At 73.5% G+C, this 17,133-nt stretch carries 13 protein-coding genes; 6 read left to right on the forward strand and 7 right to left on the reverse strand.

Annotated features, from left to right (window positions below):
• Together ACFC1F_RS37720 and ACFC1F_RS37725 are read left to right on the forward strand one after the other, a co-directional pair.
• The coding region (locus tag ACFC1F_RS37720; RefSeq protein ID WP_376165424.1) for an Ig-like domain-containing protein at window positions 1-1,224 on the forward strand (1,224 nt) is incomplete at its 5' end.
• Window positions 1,225-1,570: 346 nt separating this feature from the next.
• Window positions 1,571-3,106 (forward strand): carboxylesterase/lipase family protein, encoded by a 1,536-nt coding sequence (locus ACFC1F_RS37725; protein ID WP_376165426.1) that lies wholly within the window; start codon window positions 1,571-1,573, stop codon window positions 3,104-3,106.
• 351 nt (window positions 3,107-3,457) lie between these two features.
• Here ACFC1F_RS37725 and ACFC1F_RS37730 read toward each other — a convergent pair whose 3' ends face one another.
• The 3 genes from ACFC1F_RS37730 to ACFC1F_RS37740 all read right to left on the reverse strand — a co-directional run bounded on the left by ACFC1F_RS37730 (window position 3,458) and on the right by ACFC1F_RS37740 (window position 6,132).
• Entirely contained in the window at window positions 3,458-4,234 is a 777-nt protein-coding gene (locus ACFC1F_RS37730) for a MerR family transcriptional regulator (protein ID WP_376165428.1), read from the reverse strand.
• A 101-nt stretch (window positions 4,235-4,335) separates the two neighbouring features.
• Window positions 4,336-5,457, reverse strand: a complete 1,122-nt coding sequence (locus tag ACFC1F_RS37735; RefSeq protein WP_376165430.1) for a serine hydrolase domain-containing protein — start codon at window positions 5,455-5,457, stop codon at window positions 4,336-4,338.
• A gap of 78 nt (window positions 5,458-5,535) precedes the next feature.
• The gene (locus ACFC1F_RS37740; protein WP_376165432.1) at window positions 5,536-6,132 is read right to left on the reverse strand and encodes a hypothetical protein; all 597 of its coding nucleotides are present in this window, start codon (window positions 6,130-6,132) and stop codon (window positions 5,536-5,538) included.
• 327 nt (window positions 6,133-6,459) lie between these two features.
• Here ACFC1F_RS37740 and ACFC1F_RS37745 point away from each other — a divergent pair, with 327 nt between their 5' ends.
• Both ACFC1F_RS37745 and ACFC1F_RS37750 read left to right on the forward strand, forming a co-directional pair.
• A complete protein-coding gene (locus tag ACFC1F_RS37745) occupies window positions 6,460-7,284 on the forward strand; it encodes a DUF4389 domain-containing protein (protein ID WP_376165434.1) in 825 nt (274 codons plus the stop codon).
• A gap of 534 nt (window positions 7,285-7,818) precedes the next feature.
• The gene (locus ACFC1F_RS37750) at window positions 7,819-8,679 is read left to right on the forward strand and encodes a hypothetical protein (RefSeq protein WP_376165436.1); all 861 of its coding nucleotides are present in this window, start codon (window positions 7,819-7,821) and stop codon (window positions 8,677-8,679) included.
• A 45-nt stretch (window positions 8,680-8,724) separates the two neighbouring features.
• Here the strand turns inward: ACFC1F_RS37750 and ACFC1F_RS37755 are convergent, their stop codons facing one another.
• The gene (locus tag ACFC1F_RS37755) at window positions 8,725-9,408 is read right to left on the reverse strand and encodes a DUF6215 domain-containing protein (protein WP_376165438.1); all 684 of its coding nucleotides are present in this window, start codon (window positions 9,406-9,408) and stop codon (window positions 8,725-8,727) included.
• Between the two features lie 265 nt (window positions 9,409-9,673).
• Here ACFC1F_RS37755 and ACFC1F_RS37760 point away from each other — a divergent pair, with 265 nt between their 5' ends.
• Window positions 9,674-11,341, forward strand: a complete 1,668-nt coding sequence (locus ACFC1F_RS37760) for an alpha/beta fold hydrolase (RefSeq protein ID WP_376165440.1) — start codon at window positions 9,674-9,676, stop codon at window positions 11,339-11,341.
• A 246-nt stretch (window positions 11,342-11,587) separates the two neighbouring features.
• Window positions 11,588-12,853: a glycosyltransferase gene (locus ACFC1F_RS37765; protein ID WP_376165442.1), complete on the forward strand. Its 1,266-nt coding sequence runs from the start codon at window positions 11,588-11,590 to the stop codon at window positions 12,851-12,853.
• Between the two features lie 114 nt (window positions 12,854-12,967).
• On the opposite strand, the gene ACFC1F_RS37770 is transcribed toward ACFC1F_RS37765, so the two are convergent.
• The 3 genes from ACFC1F_RS37770 to ACFC1F_RS37780 all read right to left on the reverse strand — a co-directional run bounded on the left by ACFC1F_RS37770 (window position 12,968) and on the right by ACFC1F_RS37780 (window position 17,109).
• Window positions 12,968-14,788, reverse strand: a complete 1,821-nt coding sequence (locus ACFC1F_RS37770) for a glycoside hydrolase family 15 protein (protein WP_376165444.1) — start codon at window positions 14,786-14,788, stop codon at window positions 12,968-12,970.
• 91 nt (window positions 14,789-14,879) lie between these two features.
• Window positions 14,880-15,857, reverse strand: a complete 978-nt coding sequence (locus tag ACFC1F_RS37775; protein WP_209417021.1) for a DUF389 domain-containing protein — start codon at window positions 15,855-15,857, stop codon at window positions 14,880-14,882.
• Window positions 15,858-16,023: 166 nt separating this feature from the next.
• Window positions 16,024-17,109, reverse strand: a complete 1,086-nt coding sequence (locus ACFC1F_RS37780; protein WP_376165446.1) for a glucose-6-phosphate dehydrogenase — start codon at window positions 17,107-17,109, stop codon at window positions 16,024-16,026.
• Window positions 17,110-17,133: the final 24 nt, after the last annotated feature.

Below are 17,133 nucleotides of genomic sequence, written 5' to 3' on the forward strand. Positions count from 1 at the left end.
CTCCGGGGCGGCGCGGGCGGCGGCGAGACCGGCCAGGACGGCGGCCAGAGCAACGGCCCGCTGGGCTCCGGCCTCGCGGGCGCCGGCGGCAGCCGGACCGCGGCCGGCCACGGCAACCCCAACACCCTGAACGGCGGGCCGGGCACCCCCGGCATCGACCTCGACCCCATCACCAGCGAGCCCAACCCCGGCAGCGGCGGCACGGGCGGCAACGGTGGTGGGGGCGGCCCGGGCGGCGGCGGTGGCGGCGGAGGCTGGCACGGCGGTGGCGGCGGCTCCGGCGGCGGCAACCCGGGCTACTTCCCGGGCGCCGGCGGTGGCGGCGGCAGCAGCTACGCGGTGCCGTCGGCGACCGACGTCTCGCTCCTCCAGGGCGTCAACCACGGCAACGGCAAGGCCGTCATCACCTTCCGGTACGGGACTTCGGTCACGCTCGGCGCGGACACCGCGACCCCGCTGTTCGGCCACTCCGTCCAGGTGACGGCCACCGTGGCCCCGACCGGCGCGGGCGCGGGCACCCCGACCGGGTCGGTCACCTTCTCCGACGGGACGGCCATGCTGGCGACCGTGCCGCTCGACGGCGGCAGGGCGACCTTCACCACCGGCAAGTTCCAGCCCGGGGCGCACCCGATCACCGCCACCTACGACGGCGACCCCGCCTTCACGGCGGGCGCCACGGCCGCGCCCACCGACGTCACCGTCGGCTTCAGCGGGCCGTGCACCACGGACCACGACGGCCCGCTGACCGTGGCCGCCGGCCAGTCGCTGTGCATCGCTCCCGGCGGTCGGCAGAACGGCCCGGTGGAGGTGCGGCCCGGCGGAGCGCTGGCGGTGTCGGGTGCGCAGATCAACGGCCCGGTGGCCGCGAACGGCGCCCTCGCGGTCACCGTCTGCCACTCGGCCCTCGCCGCGCCGGTGACCCTCACGGGCACCAGCGGCTTCGTGCTGCTGGGCGGCGGCGAGGGGACGGACTGCGCGGGCAACGCCTTCAATGCCCCGTTGACCCTGGAGCGCAACACCGGCGGCCTGAAGGTTTCGTCCAACACGATGTCCGCGCCGGTGAGGATCAACGACAACAGCGGCAGCGGCCTGCTCCCCGAGGACCTGGTCCCGGAGTTCGAGGGCAACCAGGTCGGGGCGCCGCTGCGCTGCGCGGGCAACGCACCCACCCTGCAGCAGTCCGGCAACACCGTGACCGGACCGCGCAGCGGGCAGTGCAAGTGACCTGAGCCCGGGGCCCCGCCCTGCCGGTCCCGGCCCGGCCGGCGCGGGTCGTCGTGGTGCCGTCCCGTCACAGGGGACGGCACCACCCGGGCCCGGGCAGCAGACGTCGAGCCCGCTGCCCGGGCCCTGCGCCGAGGAAGCGCCGGCCCTCGCGGCGGGCCCACCGCCGGGGCCCACCGCCGGGCTAATCCGCTTCCGACGAACGGACCCGGGACGGTACCGTCCTCGGGACGGATCCGGCCGAGCTGCCGCATGACCTCCGGCGGCTTCCGGACGATGCGCTCCCGGTCCCTTGCGGGGCCGGGCGGCGACGTGGCCGCTCCACCTGCCGGAGAGGAAACCCGCAGTGACCGCCACCGCACCGAGGCCGTCCGAGGCCGCACCCGAAGTCCGTACGGCGGCCGGTGCCCTGCGCGGCAGCCGCGAGGCCGGCCTGGCGGTCTTCCGGGGCATCCCGTACGCCGAGCCACCGGTCGGTGCGCTCCGTTTCGCCGAACCCCGGCCGGTACGGGGCTGGGCGGGGGTGCGGGCGGCCGTGTCGTACGGGCCACCGCCGCCGCAGGCCGGGGTCTTCGGCATGGAAGCGCTGTCGCAGGAGGCGGCGGGTGACGACTGGTTGACGGTCAACGTCTGGTCGCCCGAGCCGGTCCCGGGGGCGGGTCTCCCCGTCATGGTGTGGATCCCCGGCGGCGCGTACGTGATCGGCACGTCCAGCCTCCCGGAGTTCGACGGCGGCCGCCTGGCCGCCGGCGGTGTCGTCGTCGTGACCCTCAACTACCGCCTGGGCCTGGAGGGCTTCGCGCAGATCGAGGGCGCCCCCGCGAACCGGGGCCTGCTCGACCAGGTCGCCGCCCTGCGGTGGGTGCGCGAGAACATCCGGGCCTTCGGCGGCGACCCGGACCGGGTCACGGTCTTCGGCCAGTCGGCGGGCGGCGGATCGGTCGCCGCGCTGCTGGCCATGCCCCGGGCGGCCGGGTTGTTCCGCCGGGCCGTCGCGCAGAGCCTGCCGGGGACGTTCTTCTCGCCCGAACTGGCCGCCGACATCGCCACCGCCTGCGCCACCGAGCTGGGGCTGCGGCCCACGGTGGCCGACCTGTCCACGGTGGCCCCGTCCCAGCTGCCCGCCGCGGGTGACGCGGTGTCCGCGAAGATCGAGCAGTGGCGGGAACGCTGGGGGCCGATCGCGTACCGGCCGATCCCGTTCGCGCCCGTCGTCGACGGCGACGTCCTGCCGACCACGCCCTGGCAGGCACTGGCCGACGGCGCCGCCCGGGACGTCGATCTCCTCGTCGGCCACGTCCGTGACGAGCACCGGCTGTTCAGCCTGATCGACGGCGTGCTCGGCCAGGTGACGCAGGAGCAGGCCGACACCGCCCTGCGCACCCTCGCCCCCGGCCCGGACGGCGCGCAGCGGTACCGCGAGGGCTTCCCGTCGGCAGGCCCGGAGGAGCTGTACGAACTGGTCAACGCCGACTGGCTGTTCCGGATGCCGACCCTCCGACTCGCGCAGGCGCACACCACCGCCGGCGGCCGGACCCACGTCTACGAGCTGACCTGGCCCGCCCCGGGCTTGGGGGGTGCGCTCGGTGCCTGCCACGGCCTGGACGTGCCGCTCGTGTTCGGCAACCTGAGCAGCGGGCAGCCCGCCCTGCTGATCGGCGAGGACCCCTCCCCCGAGGCGGAGGAGCTGTCCGCACGGATCCGCACCGCATGGACGGCCTTCGCCGCCGACGGCGACCCCGGGTGGCCCGCCTACGACGTCCGGCAACGCCTCGTCCAGCTCTTCGACGCACGACCGGCCGTCACGGCCTACCCGGAGGAGACCTCCCGGCTGCTCTGGCAGAACCACACCTTCCCGGCGCTCCCACTGGCCGAGCGGTAGCGGGAGTGCCGCAACGGGAGTACGGAGGCGGGAGTTCCGTAACGGGAGTGCCGCAACGGGAGTACGGAGGCGGGAGTTCCGTAACGGGAGTGCCGCAACGGGAGTACGGAGGCGGGAGTTCCGTAGCGGGAGTGCAGGAGCGGCCGGAGCAGCAGGGAGTACGGACCTCGGACGGCACCCGACGATCACCCCGCGGGTGGGCGGTACGAGGTCCGCGGGACCCGGCTCCCGCTCACCCGGCGTCTCCTCGGCTTCCCGGGGCCGGCCTCGCCCTGCACTCCGACGGTGCCTTCGACGCCGACCTGCACTAGGACCTGCTCGATCCGGCCCTGCCGAGGCATCCGGCTCCCGTCACCGGTGGGGGACGGGTACCCCAGCGGAGCGGAGTTTCGCCTCCGTGAGTGCGGTCAGCCGGGCCGCGATCGGTGCCTGGTCCATGCGGTGGTCGTTGATCAGCCGGTACTGGGCGGAGGCGTTCGCCCAGGCCTGCCGGCTGGTGGGGTTCTCCAGCCGCGCGTGGTTGGCGAGGTAGTGCTCGGCCATGGCGGTCGCGAGTTCCTCGATCCTCGGGTCGTCCGGGTCCCAGGCCTCCGCCTCCCAGCCGCGCTTGGCCAGGTCGATGTACGCGGGGTCGCCGAGGGAGTGTTCGAGCTGGGTCAGGAAGCCGTCGAAGCCTTCCGGCACCAGTGCCCGGATCAGCACCAGGGCCTCGCGTTGCCCGGCCACGTACTCGGGATCGAAGCCGAGGCCGGACATTCGGTCCAGGACCGCGCAGGCGCGGTCGGGCAGCAGGGCGCGGTCGCCGTCGGCGAGCCGGTGCAGCGTGTCACGACGCGCGGTCAACTCCGCGATCCGGTCGGTCAGCCGCCGCTCGACGTCCGCGAGGGAGGACGCGAACCGATCGGCGTCGGCGTCGAGCAGGGGCCCGATCTCGGCCAACGGTACGCCGGCGGTGGCCAGTGTCCGGACCTGGACGAGCCGCAGCAACTCGTCCGATCCGTACCGCCGGTATCCGGAGCCGTCGCGTTGCGGCTCCTCGACCAGACCGAGCCTGTGGTAGTGCCGCACCGTCTTCACCGTGACGCCGACGAACGCCGCCGCCTGCCCGATCGTGATTCCGCTCTTCATCTCCCCAGCCTGCCTCGTGCTCTGACTCCGCGACAACGCACACCGTCCGATGCGGCTGCGGAGGCGGTCCCCGCTCCTGTTGGCGTGCGCGTCGCAGGTGGTCACTCCGCCGGCTGGGCCGGACCGGCCTGCCCGCCGCGGAACACCTCGTTGACGAGCCTCTGTTGGGCTTTCTGGAACGCCGCGGCGATCGACAGGTCGGCGTCGCCCACACAGGTCAGCCCGGCGGTCAGGGTCCTGCCGCCGTCGGGCGAGCTGTACATCAGCGCCCCGCTGCCCGCCATGCCGCCGTTGTGGTGGAAGACGGTACCGGCGCCCGCGCCCAGGTCCTGCGCGAACACCCCCAGGCCGTAGCCGACCGTCGCCTCCGGCGTGCGCATCTCGGCCAGCAGCCCGGCCGGCAGGAGCCTGCCGCCCATCAACGCGGAGAAGTACGTGTGCAGGTCCCGAGTGGTCGAGATCATGTCGCCACCCGCCGAAATCCACGAGGGGTTCTCCCGGGTGATGTCGACCGTCCTCTCCTGCCCGGCGTCGTCATAGCGGTAGTAGCAGTGGTTGTGCGGCTCCGGGATCTCCGGCGAGGTGCCCGGCGCCACGGTTCCGGTCAGCCCCAGCGGCGCCAGGACCAGCCGGCGCAGCTCCTCGGCGAACGGACGGCCGCTGACCTTCTCGACCACCAGCCGGAGCAGCACGTAGTTGGTGTTGGCGTAGCTCCAGCGCGTCCCGGGCGCGAACCGCGCGGGCTTGGACAACGACAGCCGCACCAGCTCCTCGGGCTGGTAGGTCCTGAACCGGTTCTCCACCCACTCCTTGCCCCGCCAGGGAACTCCCGGCTCGAACGTCCCGTCCTCGTTGAGCTCGCCGGTGTGGTTGAAGATCCCGCTGGTGTGCTGGAGCAGCATCCGCACCGTGATCCGCCGGTCCAGCCCGAACCCGGGGACGTAGTCGTCGGCCGGCGTGTCCAGACCGATCCTGCCCTCGGCCACCAGGAGGAGCACCGAGGTCGCGACGAAGTTCTTGGTGGTGCTGCCGATCCGGAAGTGCCCGTCGGTCAGCGTCCTGGCACTGCGGCCCAGCTCGCGCACCCCGGCGCTGCCGACCCACTCGCCCTGCTCGTCGTTCACCCGCAGCTGTACTCCGACGAACCCGGACTCGACGATCTCCTCGATCATCTTCTGCAACTCCGGGCGATCCTGCCCCTGACCGGAAAGGGTGATGGACATGGTGCTCCTTCAGATCCGCTGTGCTCGGAGCGGCTTCGTGCCGCTGCGACGAGCTTCCACCCTGACCCGAGGTCAACCTCAACCCTCCTGACCCGGCTCCCGGCCCGCCGCCCGTGGGCCGGGTGCTCGTGGGCCGGGTGCTGCGCCTGTTGCGGGCGTGCCGGCAGGGGTGGCGTCCACATCCGTAGCGGGGGCGGGGGGAGCAGAGGCGGTGGTGGGGCCGGGGGCGGCGCCGTGGAAGGTACGCCACGTAAGCCCCTGGTCGTGGGCGCGGGCCGAGGAGGGCGGCTCACCCGGCCAGGCGCCCAGGTACCAGAGCTGGATCAGGGCGTGTTCGTCCCGGACGCGGCGGTCCAGCAGGGTGCGGTGGTGTTCGCGGGCCATTCCCGTGGCGCGCAGCTCGGCCTCGTCGAAGCCGGTCAGCTCGGCCGAGACCCGGAGGAAGGCGTCGAAGTCGGAGAGGTCGTCGTGGTCCGTTCCGAAGCCGTGGAGACCGTCGCCTTCGCAGTCGTCATCACCGTCGAGCTCGGCCCGGCGGACGTCGAACCCGTCGTGGTGACCGCTGTGACCGTCGTAGCCGTCATGACCGTCGTAGCCGTCGTGGCAGTGACCGTCGTGGCTGTGACCGTCGTGGCTGTGACCGTCATGGCCGTCATGGCCGTCGTTCGCCGGCAACCGGGCACCCCCGCACGTGAGCGCTGCATGGCCGAGGCATGACACGCGGACGGCGCGGTCGGCCGCCTTCGGATGGTCCTACCCCGGGGTGATCCTGCCGTCCGGTGCCCCGCCGTACGACGCGATGCCCGAAACTGCTCCGCCTTGGGCGGACTCCGACCGTACGGAGTTCTTGCGGGATCGCGCCGAGGCCGGACGTGCACACATCGACGCCCGCCCGCTCCCCCGGCCGGCGCAGCGCAGCGCGCGGAGGCGGTGGTCGGCTGCGATCTTCGGAGCACACGGCCGGTTCACCACCGTGCCTGGCGTCGAGACCTGGAGGCCCGGATGTGGCAGGCTCCCCCCGCACCCGCACCCGCACCGTTCGAGACGGAGTGGCTGCCCGTGCTGGACATGCCCGCACCGGGGACGCAGAACCGGCTCACCGTGGCCCTGCGGATCATCCTGCTGATCCCCCAGTTCGTGGTGGTCTGGGTGCTGTCGGTGGTGGCCTTCTTCATCGCCGTACTGGGCTGGTTCGGCGCCCTGGTCCTGGGCCGGCTGCCCGTCTTCGCCTCCGACTACCTGACCGGCTTCGTCCCGTACGAGACGCGGGTCAACGCCTATCTGCTGCTCACCCACGACCGCTATCCGCCGTTCGCGTTCCACACGCCCGACCATCCGGTCCGGGTGGAGTTGCGGCCCGGTGAGCTGAACCGGCTCGCGGTGTTCTTCCGGATCGTGCTGGCGATCCCGGCGATGATCATCCAGGGCGTGCTGTACGCCGGGTGGTGGACGGTCTCCTTCATCAGCTGGCTGGTGGTGCTGATCCTGGGCCGGATGCCGCAACCGCTGTTCGAGGCGACGGCCGCGATCCTGCGCTACCGGATGCGCTACATGGCGTACCTGCTGATGCTCACCTCCGCCTACCCGAAGCGGCTGTTCGGCGAGGAGCCGGGTTCGGTGCCGGGCGGCCCGGTCTCGGCGACCCGCCCGCTGGTCCTCAGCGGGGCCGGGCGCGGCCTGCTGGTCGCGTTCATCCTGATCGGCGTGATCGCCGGGGGAACCAGCTCGATCACCACGGCGGTCACCTCGGACGACGACGACACCAAGCAGGTCACCGGCCCGCTCGTGCCGGGCCCGCCGCAGTCCGGGGGCCCGCTCGCCTCCTGAGCCGGGCCGCCCGCGCCCGCCCTGGTGCGCTCCCCCGGACCCACCGGCCCCGGTGGCACATCGCCGAGGGCGGGAGCCACACAGGGACACCGGGCGGGGGCAACGGGCGGGGACACGGGCAGGACACCGGGCCTCGTGTCCCCGCAACCGTCACGGCGCCCTCGGCGTCGCAGCGGGCCGGGCCCGGGAGCTCCGTCGGCCGCCCGGGTCCGTCGGCCGCCCCGGGAGTCCGTCGACCGGCCCGCCGCAGGCAGACTCGACTCCCTGCGGGGCGAGATCACCGCCCAGTGTGAGCAGACGGCGGCACTCACCCGGCGGGTTGCGGGCCCCGGTCAGGACCCGCCGCGAGAGGATCGCTCCGGCGGCGGTCCGCCGTTCCGGCCCGAGGGTCCCGTCCGGGCACCCGCCGCACCCGCCCGGCTTCCCTCGGCAACACCCGCCACCGAACACCGGAGGGCCAAAACGACACGGATCAGCCGCGAGACCGTCCTGCGGTGGGCGACCTTCTGGCTCCGCCCGGCGTTCGCGCTGCGCGTGGTCGGCCGGTTCCAGCGACTCGTCGGCTTCGACCGCTCGATGGCCCTGGCCTCCGCCGCACTGACGGCGCTGGTGCCGTTGGCCATCCTCCTCAGCGGTCTCGTGGTCCGCCTGAGCGGCAAGGACGTCGCCGACCGCATCGTCGACCGCTACGACCTCACCGGGGACGGCGCCGAAGCCGTACGCCACCTGTTCTCCTCGTCGAGCGACTGGAGCTCGGTGGGACTCTTCGGGGTCGCCTTCCTACTCGTCTCGGTACTGAGTTTCGCGCGGGCTGCCCAGAGGCTCTTCGAACAGGGCTGGGAACTACAGCCGTTGAGTGTCCGCAACACGGTGAACGGCCTGAAGTGGATCGCCGTGCTGGCCGTGTACGCCACGCTGAGCGGCTGGGTCCAGGCGGCCATCGGCCGCAAACCGCTGGGACTCGGAGCAGCCGTCGTGGAGGCGCCGCTGACGGCGGCCCTTCTCATCTGGAGCGGTCGGCTCCTGTCCGCCGGCCGGATTCCACGACTCCGCCTTCTGCCGTTCGGGCTCATCGGGGCGGTTCTGCTGTCCGGCTACTCGGTGGCCCTGACCGTCTACCTGCCGCACCTCTTCAACTCCTACACGAACCGCTACGGCGCGATCGGGGCGGTCTTCGCCATGCTCTCGGCCCTGTTCGGGGCCATGTTCGCGACCGTGGGCTCGGCAGCGCTCGGCAGGGAGGTGCAGGACGAGCTCGACAGGATCGGGCGCGGCGAGCGCCCTCCGGACAACGAGGTCCGCCAGGAGTGGGACACGGTCATTCGTCAGGCGCGGTCACGCTGGCAGACGACCCGCGGCCAGACCGTCGTGGACCGCCTGACGAGGCGGCGCTGAGCGGCCGACGGTCAGCCGGGCGCAGCGCACCCGGGCCGGGGTGCGCTACGCCTCCCCCGCGACCCACCCCCGGACCGTGGGCAGCACCTGCTCGGCGATCCGGAACAGGGCCGTCTCGTCCGGGAGCGCGGTGTCCTGGCGCCAGATGGTGAGCTCGAAGGAGCCGCCGCCGGCCTTGGGGTCCTTGGCGACGACGAGGTGCCGCGCGATGCCGCCGGGCCCGCTGGTGGACTTGCCGTTGGTGCTGAAGGCGATCGCCATCGTGTGGTCCGCGTAGGTCGCCGCGGCACGCCCGAGCACCGAGGTCGGCAGGGCCGGCGGTTTCGCGAACGACGCGACGTCCTGGACCGAGAGGTTGCGGTTGTCCGTGATGCGCACGTTGACGGGGCCGAGCTGCACCTGTGCCGAGGCGTCGTACATCTTCGTCCCGTCCGGGAAGGTGAAGGGCCCGCCCCCGGACTGCGCGACCGAGACGTGCTCGGTCGGCGTGCCGAGCAGCGTCGGCAGGTCGGGGCGGTTGAGCGCGGCGCACAGCGCCGGGTACTCGGGCGCGTCCGTCTCCTTGGCCGCGTTGCACGCGGCGGGCTTCTCGTCCCGCGCCGGGGAGTCGCCGACCCCGCCCAGCCCCCACACGAGGGCGATGGCGCCCCCCACCAGTACCAGCGCCGTCACGACCTGGCCGGCCGCGCCCTTCGTGCCGGTGTCGGCCACCACGGAATCGTCGGTCACCTGCTCGTCCCCCGCCCCTGTCCCCCCGCTGATGCGTGCCCGTACGGGCTGCGTGATCTTAGCCCAGAGGTCGTGTGCCGCCGACCGTCGGGACGGGCCGGTCGGCCGGGTCCCGTCCGCGGGCGGGGGGTGCGGGGGCCGTGTCCGGTCCGCGCGGCCGGTTCCTCCTGCCCGAAAGGGAACGTGGCGGGTCGGGATGTCCCCCGGCGGTCTCCGGGGGTGTGCTGTCGTGATCTTCGGGTGACAGGTTCCTAGCGTCGACACCATGACAGACCATCAATTCCCTTGGCCCGGACGCCTCCGGGGCCGACGCCGACCGACGCCGCGGATCACGGCGCTCGCCGTGGCCGTGGCCGCCCCGGTGTTGGCGGTCACCCCGGTGGCCCGGGCCGCGCCCGCCGCTCCCGGCGGCGTCGCCGCCGACACCTCCGCGTCCACGTCCGTGTCCGCTTCCGGTGACGCCTCGCCGGACCTCGCCGCCTCCACCACCCCGGGCCTGGAGCGCTACTACGACCAGGTCCTCGACTGGCGCAGCTGCGTCCAGGGCCCGGACGACCAGGTCGGCGCCGGCCTGGAGCAGGCGGGCGCGACCTGTGCCGACGTGACCGTGCCGCTCGACTACGGTGACCTCCGGGGCCGCACCATCACCGTCGCGATCTCCCGGATCAAGGCCACCGACACCCGCCACCGGATCGGCCCGCTGCTGCTCAACGACGGCGGTCCGGGCGGCCAGACCCTCGGGAGCCCGCCGCGCGTCCGTGCGGCGCTCAAGGAGACCGCCGCGCGCTACGACATCATCGGCATGGACCCGCGATTCGTCGGCCGCAGCACCCCGCTGGACTGCGGCTGGCCGGTCGGCACCAACCTCGTCTCGGCGGGCCTGAGCCGGGCGAGCTTCGAGCGGCAGGTCGCCCTCCAGAAGGACCTGGCCGCCAAGTGCCGGGCGGCGGCCGGACCGCTGCTGCCGCACGCGAGCACCCGCAACACGGCCCGCGACATGGACGTCATCCGCGGCGCGCTCGGCGAGCGGAAGATCTCCTACCTGGGGGTCTCGTACGGGACCTACCTGGGCACGGTGTTCACCCAGATGTTCCCAGGCCGCTACGACCGGGTGGTCCTCGACGGGGCGCTCGACCCGCGCACGTACGGGCCGGTACTGCTGCCGAACCTGCTGGCGGAGAACGAGCAGGCGCTCGCCGGCTGGGCGGCCTGGACGGCGGTCCGCCACGACACCTACGGGCTCGGCCGGACCGCGGACGAGGTGACGGCGGGCATCCGGCGGCTCGTCGAGGCGTCGGCGCGCGCCCCGCTGGCCGTCGGCAGCGGGACCGACACGTTCCTGCTCGACGACACCCGGGTACCCTTCCTGCTCTTCGCCGGACTCGCGGACGACACCGACGCCGCGCGCGGGGGCCTGGCGGAGCAGATCGCGGTGCTCGCCGAGGCGGCGGCGGGGCGGCCGACCCGGCCGTCGGCGGCGTTCACCGCCACGCTGCGGTTCGCGTTCAGCGGGGACGCGTCGCCGACCGGCAGCTCCCAGCAGGCGGTCATCTGTGCGGACGCCCCTGCGCCGCGCGACCCCGAGGCGTACTGGCGGGAGATCGAGCGCAGCCGGGCCGAGCACCCGCTGTTCGGCCCGATGGTCCACAACATCAACCCGTGCGCCTTCTGGGACCGCCCGCGCGAGGCCCGCACCGAAGTGCGGCGCGACGCCAAGGTGCTGATCGTCGCCGCGACCGGCGACCCGCGCACCACCTACCGGGACAGCGTCGCGCTGCACGGGCTGCTGCCCGCCTCCCGGCTGCTGACGCTGGAGGGCGCCAACCGGCACGCGCTCTACGGCCTGTACGGCAACGCGTGCGTGGACGACACGGTCAACGCCTATCTGGCAGGGGGCAGGCTGCCGAACGGGGACCGGACCTGCACCAGGTAGCGGGGCGCCCCGGCCGTACGGAGGTCCCACCGACCGGACGGCCGGGGCCTCTTGACGGCCGGTCGCGGCTGCTCGCGGCCGGTCGCGGGTGGTCCACAGCCGTTCGCGGGTGGTTCGGGCCGTTCGCGAGTCGTCCAAGGGCGCTCACGGGTGGTTCGGGCCGTTCGCGGGGGTGGTTCAGGCCGGTCTTCGGGTGCGCGCCCGGTGTCGGTGATCGGGGCGGCGTCCGTCGAGGAGAATCACCGCATGCGGATTCTGATCATCACTGCCGGATCGCGGGGAGACGTCGCGCCGTTCACCGGCCTGGGACGGCGTCTGCTGGACGCCGGTCACGAGGTCACCGTGGCCGCTCATCCGTCCTTCGCCGCCCTCGTCGGCGGGTGCGGCCTCGGCCATCGGCCCCTGCCGGGGGACCCGCAGGACCTGATCCGGTCCTGGTCCCGGGCGGCCTCCCCGCAGGAGGTCCGGGCGCTGAACCGGGCCTACGTGGACGGGCTCGCCGACGGCGTGGCGGAGGCCGTGGCCGACGGCACCGACCTGGTGCTGACCGCCTTCGCCCCCGCACCGCTCGGCCACGTCGTCGGCGAGGCCCTCGGCGTCCCCGTCATCGGCACCCACCTCACACCGGCGCTCGCCACCAGGGAGTTCCCCCTGCCCGGCACGCCGGGTACCGACGACCTGGGGCCGGAGGGCAACCTGGCCGCGGGCCTGGAGGTGGTGGGGCGCCGGGACCGGCTCTTCGCCGGTGCCGTGGCCCGGCTGCGTGCCCGCCTCGGCCTGCCCGCAGTCGCACCGGCGGAACCACTCGCAGGACCACCGGCGGGTCCATCGGCGGGACCACCGGCGGGACCGGCTGCGGGCATCCGGCCGGTCTTCGCCGGCTTCAGCCCGTCGGTGGTGCCGCGCCCGGCCGACTGGCCGTCGCAGGCCGAGGTGACGGGCTACTGGTGGCCGGCCCGGCCGGACGGCTGGCGGCCCCCGGCCGAGTTGGCCGACTTCCTCCAGGCCGGTCCGCCGCCGGTGTTCATCGGGTTCGGCAGCATGGCACCGGGTCACGGGGAACGGTTGAGCGACCTGGTGGCCGCTGCGGTGAAGCGGGCGGGTGTGCGCGCGGTGGTCCAGGCGGGGTGGGCCGGACTGGGCGGCGGTGGCGACGACGTCCTCGCCATCGGGGACGTCCCGCACGACTGGCTCTTCCCGCAGACCGCCGCCGTCGTGCACCACGCCGGGGCGGGCACCACCGGTGCCGGTCTGCGGGCCGGGGTGCCCGCCGTCCCGGTACCCGTCATGGCCGACCAGCCGTTCTGGGCGGCCCGGCTGCACCGGCTGGGGGTCGCTCCCCGGCCCCTGCCGTTCGAGGGGCTCGCCGCCGAGGCCCTCGCCGACGCGATCACCGCCTGCGTGACCGAGCCGGGCCACCACCGCCGCGCAGTCGAACTCGCCCGCCGCATCGCCGCGGAGGACGGCGCCGCCCCCGTGCTCGCCCACATCGACGCGGCGTACGGCGGGTGAGACCGAGGCCCGGCCGGCCCCCGTCCGGACGGGGATCGGCCGGGCCACCCGGCCCCGTGCCGAGCCGGTACCACGGCGTCGGCCCGGCCCTCCGGGTGCGGTGCGGTGCGACTGTCAGCGGTTCCGGGCCTTGTCCAGCGCCTCGTCCAGCGTGGTGGCCGCCATGATCAGTGCCAGGTGGGTGAACGCCTGGGGGAAGTTGCCCAGTTGCTCGCCGCTCGGGCCGATCTCCTCGGCGAACAGTCCGACGTGGTTGGCGTAGGTGTGCATCTTCTCGAAGGCGTACCGCGCCTGGCGGACCCGGCCCGCCCGGGCCAGCGCGTCGACGTACAGGAAGCTGCAGAGACTGAACGTGCCCTCGGATCCGCGCAGTCCGTCTGGGGAGGCCGCCGGGTCGTAGCGGTACACCAGGCTGTCCGAGACGAGGGTGCGGTCCATCGCGTCCAGCGTGGAGAGCCAGCTGGCGCTCTGCGGCGCGAGGAAGCCGACGCGGGGCACGAGCAGCAGCGAGGCGTCCAGGACGTCCTCCTCGTAGTGCTGGACCAGGGCGTTGAGCTTGGTGCTCCAGCCGCGTTCCATCACCTGCTCGATGATCGCGTCGCGGGCCTTGCGCCAGCGGTCGATGTCGGCGGGGCGGCTGAACTCGTGCGCGAGCTTCAGGCCGCGGTCGAGGGCGGCCCAGCACATCACCCGGCTGTAGGAGAAGTCCTTGCGCCCGCCGCGGGTCTCCCAGATGCCCTCGTCCGGGCGGTCCCACGAGTCCGCGAGCCAGTCCATCGCCGAGGAGAGCACCTTCCAGCCGTGGTAGTCCGTCCGGCTGCCCACCTCGCGGATCTCGGACAGGGCGTACAGCGCCTCGCCGTAGATGTCCAGCTGCAACTGGTCCATCGCGGCGTTCCCGGCCCGGACCGGCGCGGAGCCGCGGTAGCCCTCGAAGTGACCGAGGATCTCCTCGGGGATGTCCGGGTCGCCGTCCACCCGGTACATGATCTGCAACCGCTCTCCGGGCAGGTCCGCGCGTTCGTGCAGCCGGGTGCCCAGCCAGTTCACGAACCGGGTCGCCTCCTCGGTGAAGCCGAGGTCCAGGAGGGCGCGTACGGACAGGGAGCCGTCGCGGACCCAGGTGTAGCGGTAGTCCCAGTTGCGCTCGCCGCCTATCTGCTCGGGCAGCCCCATCGTGGCGGCGGCGATCGGCGCACCGGTCGGGTGGTAGGTGAGGAGCTTGAGGGTGATGGCGGACCGGTTGACCATGATGGGCCAGCGACCGCGGTACCGGGAGCCGCGCAGCCACTCCTGCCACCATTCGCCGATGGCGGTGATCCGGTCGGCCAGCTCGGCCGGGTGGAACGGGGCCGGCGGCTCGCCGTCCGGGCCGCACACGGTGAAGACCGCGGCCGCCTCCTGCCCGGCGTCGAGGGCGATCTCCCCGCGGACGTCCCGACCGTCCCGGGTCACGGGGAACGTGGACTGGAGGTACGCGACCTGCCCGGGTGCCCGGAAGACGGCGGCGCCGGGCTCCAGCTGGAGCTCGTGGTCCGCCCGGCCGTAGTCGAACCGCGGCCGGCACTCCAGGACGACGCGGACGCTCCCCCGGACCGCCCGCACGACCCGGATCAGCGTGTGCCGGTCGGTCGGTGTGAGCGACGTGTCGGGTGCCATGCAGTCGACGACCTCGCCGACGCCGTCGGGTGACATGAAACGGGTGACCAGCACGGCCGTGTCGGGGTAGTAGATCTGCTTGCAGGTGGCGTCCGGATGCTCGGGTGAGAACCGGAAGTAGCCGCCGCGGTCGTGGTCGAGCAGGGCCGCGAAGATGCTCGGGGAGTCGAACCGGGGAGCCGCGAACCAGTCGACGACTCCCCCGGCCGACACCAGGGCGGCGGTCTGCAGATCTCCCACGAGGCCGTGGTCGGCGATGGGCGGGTAGCGGTCCATGGTGTCTCCGCTTGTGCTCGGCGTCCCCCGGGGGCTTGTCCCCGGGGCTTGTCCTCGGCGATGACCTGTCGGACGGAACCCCCGGACACCACTATCCCCCGCCGCGCCGGCTCCTGCCGCCCGGGGCGCCACCCCCGGTACGCCGGATCACCCGGCCCCAGGCCCGGCGCTGCGCCCGGAGGGCCAGTACTCCCACCACCACCAGGACGACCACGTTGAGCAGGAGTTGGAGCAGGGAACCCCATGCCTCGTGCCAGTCCGCGAAGGCCAGCGAGACGGCCACGTCCGAGGCGGCGGGAATCGTGGTCACGGAGATGAAGACGCCGAGCAGCGCGCTGCTCCGGGCTTCGGTGAGGGACACGATGCCGACGATTCCGGCGAGGACGGCGACCACGAGCGAGAAGGCGTTCGGGGTGTCGATCAGGTTCGACACCGGTCGCAGGCCGGCCTGGAACGCCTTGGACTGCAGGTCGGCTCCCCGGGCCAGTGCGGCGAAAGCGAAACTGACCGCGATGGCCAGTGGAAAGCCGAGCATCAACGCTCGTACCCCCTGCCCCACCCGGCGCCGGTTACCCCGTTCCAGGCCCAGCGCGACGCTGGTGATGGCGCCGTACTCGGGGCCCACCACCATCGCCGCCACGATGAGGATCTGGGAGTTCGTCATGATGCCGACCGCGCCGATCAGGCCGGCGATCACCAGCAGCAGGTAGAAGGAGGGCTGGTAGGTGCCCCCGGCGCGAATGCCGGCCTCGACGGAGGCCCAGAACGGCGCGTGGGCCAGCAGAATCGGCTCGTCGGCTTCGAGCCGCTCGGCCCGGTGCGAGAACAGCAGCCCGACGTCCTCGATCGCGATCGCACCCTGCCGGTCGACTCCGAGGTCCCGCAGGTGGCGCAGCAGCTCGTTCGCGGGGCCCTTCACCACATCGCACTCGACGACGTCGCCGTCCGGCGCGCGGGCCGCGGATTCCAGCACCACCAGGTTGAGGACGTGGCGGTCGGCGGTCAGCAACGCGAGCGTCCGCTCGGTGAGGGCGGGCGGCGTCACCAGTCTCAGATGGACCAGATCCATCCACCCAGCTGAACATCCTTCCGGTGCGGGCGGCAGGAGCAGCGCGAGGGTCGTTGCGCCGTTCATCCGGTTGCCGCCGGGCCCGGGCCCAAGAACGGGCGCGGGCGCGGCGGCGCACCGGCCGGTGCGGCACGCGAGCGGTCGCACCGGCCGGTCGGCGGTGTGCTCAGCCGGCCGGGTCGTCCCAGGTGTCGCCGTTCGGCAGCAGGGCGTCCGCCTCCTTCGGGCCCCAGGTGCCCCTGGCGTACGGACGGACCGGAACGACGTCGTCCAGCACCGGGTCGACGATCCGCCAGGCGGACTCCACCGTGTCCTGCCGGGCGAAGAGCCAGCGGTCGCCGTCAAGCGCGGCGCCGATCAGCCTGTCGTAGGGACGCATGTCCGATCCCGGGACCTCGCTGAAGGCCAGCTCCTCGTGCTTGGCCTGCCAGCCGCCGCCCGGTGTCTTGCCCGCGAGGGTCAGCGCGACCGCGGTCTCGGGCCAGATGCGAAACCGCAGCCGGTTCGTCGCGGGCGCCGGGCGCAGGCCGAACACGTCGTGCGGGGCGCGGCGGAACCGGATACTGACCTCGGTGGCGGTCACCGGGAGGCACTTTCCGGCCCGGATGAGGATCGGTACGTCGGCCCAGCGCCAGGAGTCGGCGGCCAGCCGGATCGCGGCGTACGTCTCGACGGTAGACTTCGGGTCGACCCCGTCCACGTCCAGGTAGCCCTCGTACTGCCCGCGCACGATGTGGTCGGGGGTGAGCGGCCGCAGCGAGGAGACCACCTCGGCCTTGGCGTCCCGCCATGCCGACAGCCCCGGCCCGGAGGGCGGGTCGGCCAGGACGGTGGCCAGCACCTGGAGCATGTGGTTCTGGATCACGTCGCGGACGGCGCCGGTGCGGTCGTAGAAGCGCCCGCGGTCGGAGACGTCGAACGCCTCCGCCATGGTGATCTGCACGGACTCGACGTGGGTGCGGTTGAGCAGCGGCTCGATCACCGAGTTGGCGAACCGGGCGAACAGGACGTTCTCGACCGGGTCGAGGCCGAGCCAGTGGTCGACGCGGTAGATCGAGTCCTCGGGGAAGTGGCGGTGCATGGTGGCGTTGAGCGCGCGGGCGCTGTCGAGGTCCTTGCCGAAGGGCTTCTCGACCATGATCTTGGCGCCCTCGGCCCGGCCGGCCGCCGCGATGCCGTCGGCGATCCGGCCGAAGAGCGGTGGTGGCACCTCCAGGTAGAACAGCGCGCGACCCCCCCTGCCCAATGCCACGGACAAAGCCCTGTAAGTGGCGTC

This window comes from Kitasatospora sp. NPDC056181, assembly GCF_042266225.1.
Lineage (GTDB): Bacteria > Actinomycetota > Actinomycetes > Streptomycetales > Streptomycetaceae > Kitasatospora.

What these genes read in the sequence shown, in the direction of transcription:
- ACFC1F_RS37730 (WP_376165428.1), bottom strand. Translation starts at nt 4,234, where the DNA reads ATGAAGAGCGGAATCACGATCGGGCAGGCGGCGGCGTTCGTCGGCGTC.
- ACFC1F_RS37765 (WP_376165442.1), top strand. Translation starts at nt 11,588, where the DNA reads ATGCGGATTCTGATCATCACTGCCGGATCGCGGGGAGACGTCGCGCCG.
- ACFC1F_RS37770 (WP_376165444.1), bottom strand. Translation starts at nt 14,788, where the DNA reads ATGGACCGCTACCCGCCCATCGCCGACCACGGCCTCGTGGGAGATCTG.
- ACFC1F_RS37760 (WP_376165440.1), top strand. Translation starts at nt 9,674, where the DNA reads ATGACAGACCATCAATTCCCTTGGCCCGGACGCCTCCGGGGCCGACGC.
- ACFC1F_RS37735 (WP_376165430.1), bottom strand. Translation starts at nt 5,457, where the DNA reads ATGTCCATCACCCTTTCCGGTCAGGGGCAGGATCGCCCGGAGTTGCAG.
- ACFC1F_RS37775 (WP_209417021.1), bottom strand. Translation starts at nt 15,857, where the DNA reads ATGGATCTGGTCCATCTGAGACTGGTGACGCCGCCCGCCCTCACCGAG.
- ACFC1F_RS37745 (WP_376165434.1), top strand. Translation starts at nt 6,460, where the DNA reads ATGTGGCAGGCTCCCCCCGCACCCGCACCCGCACCGTTCGAGACGGAG.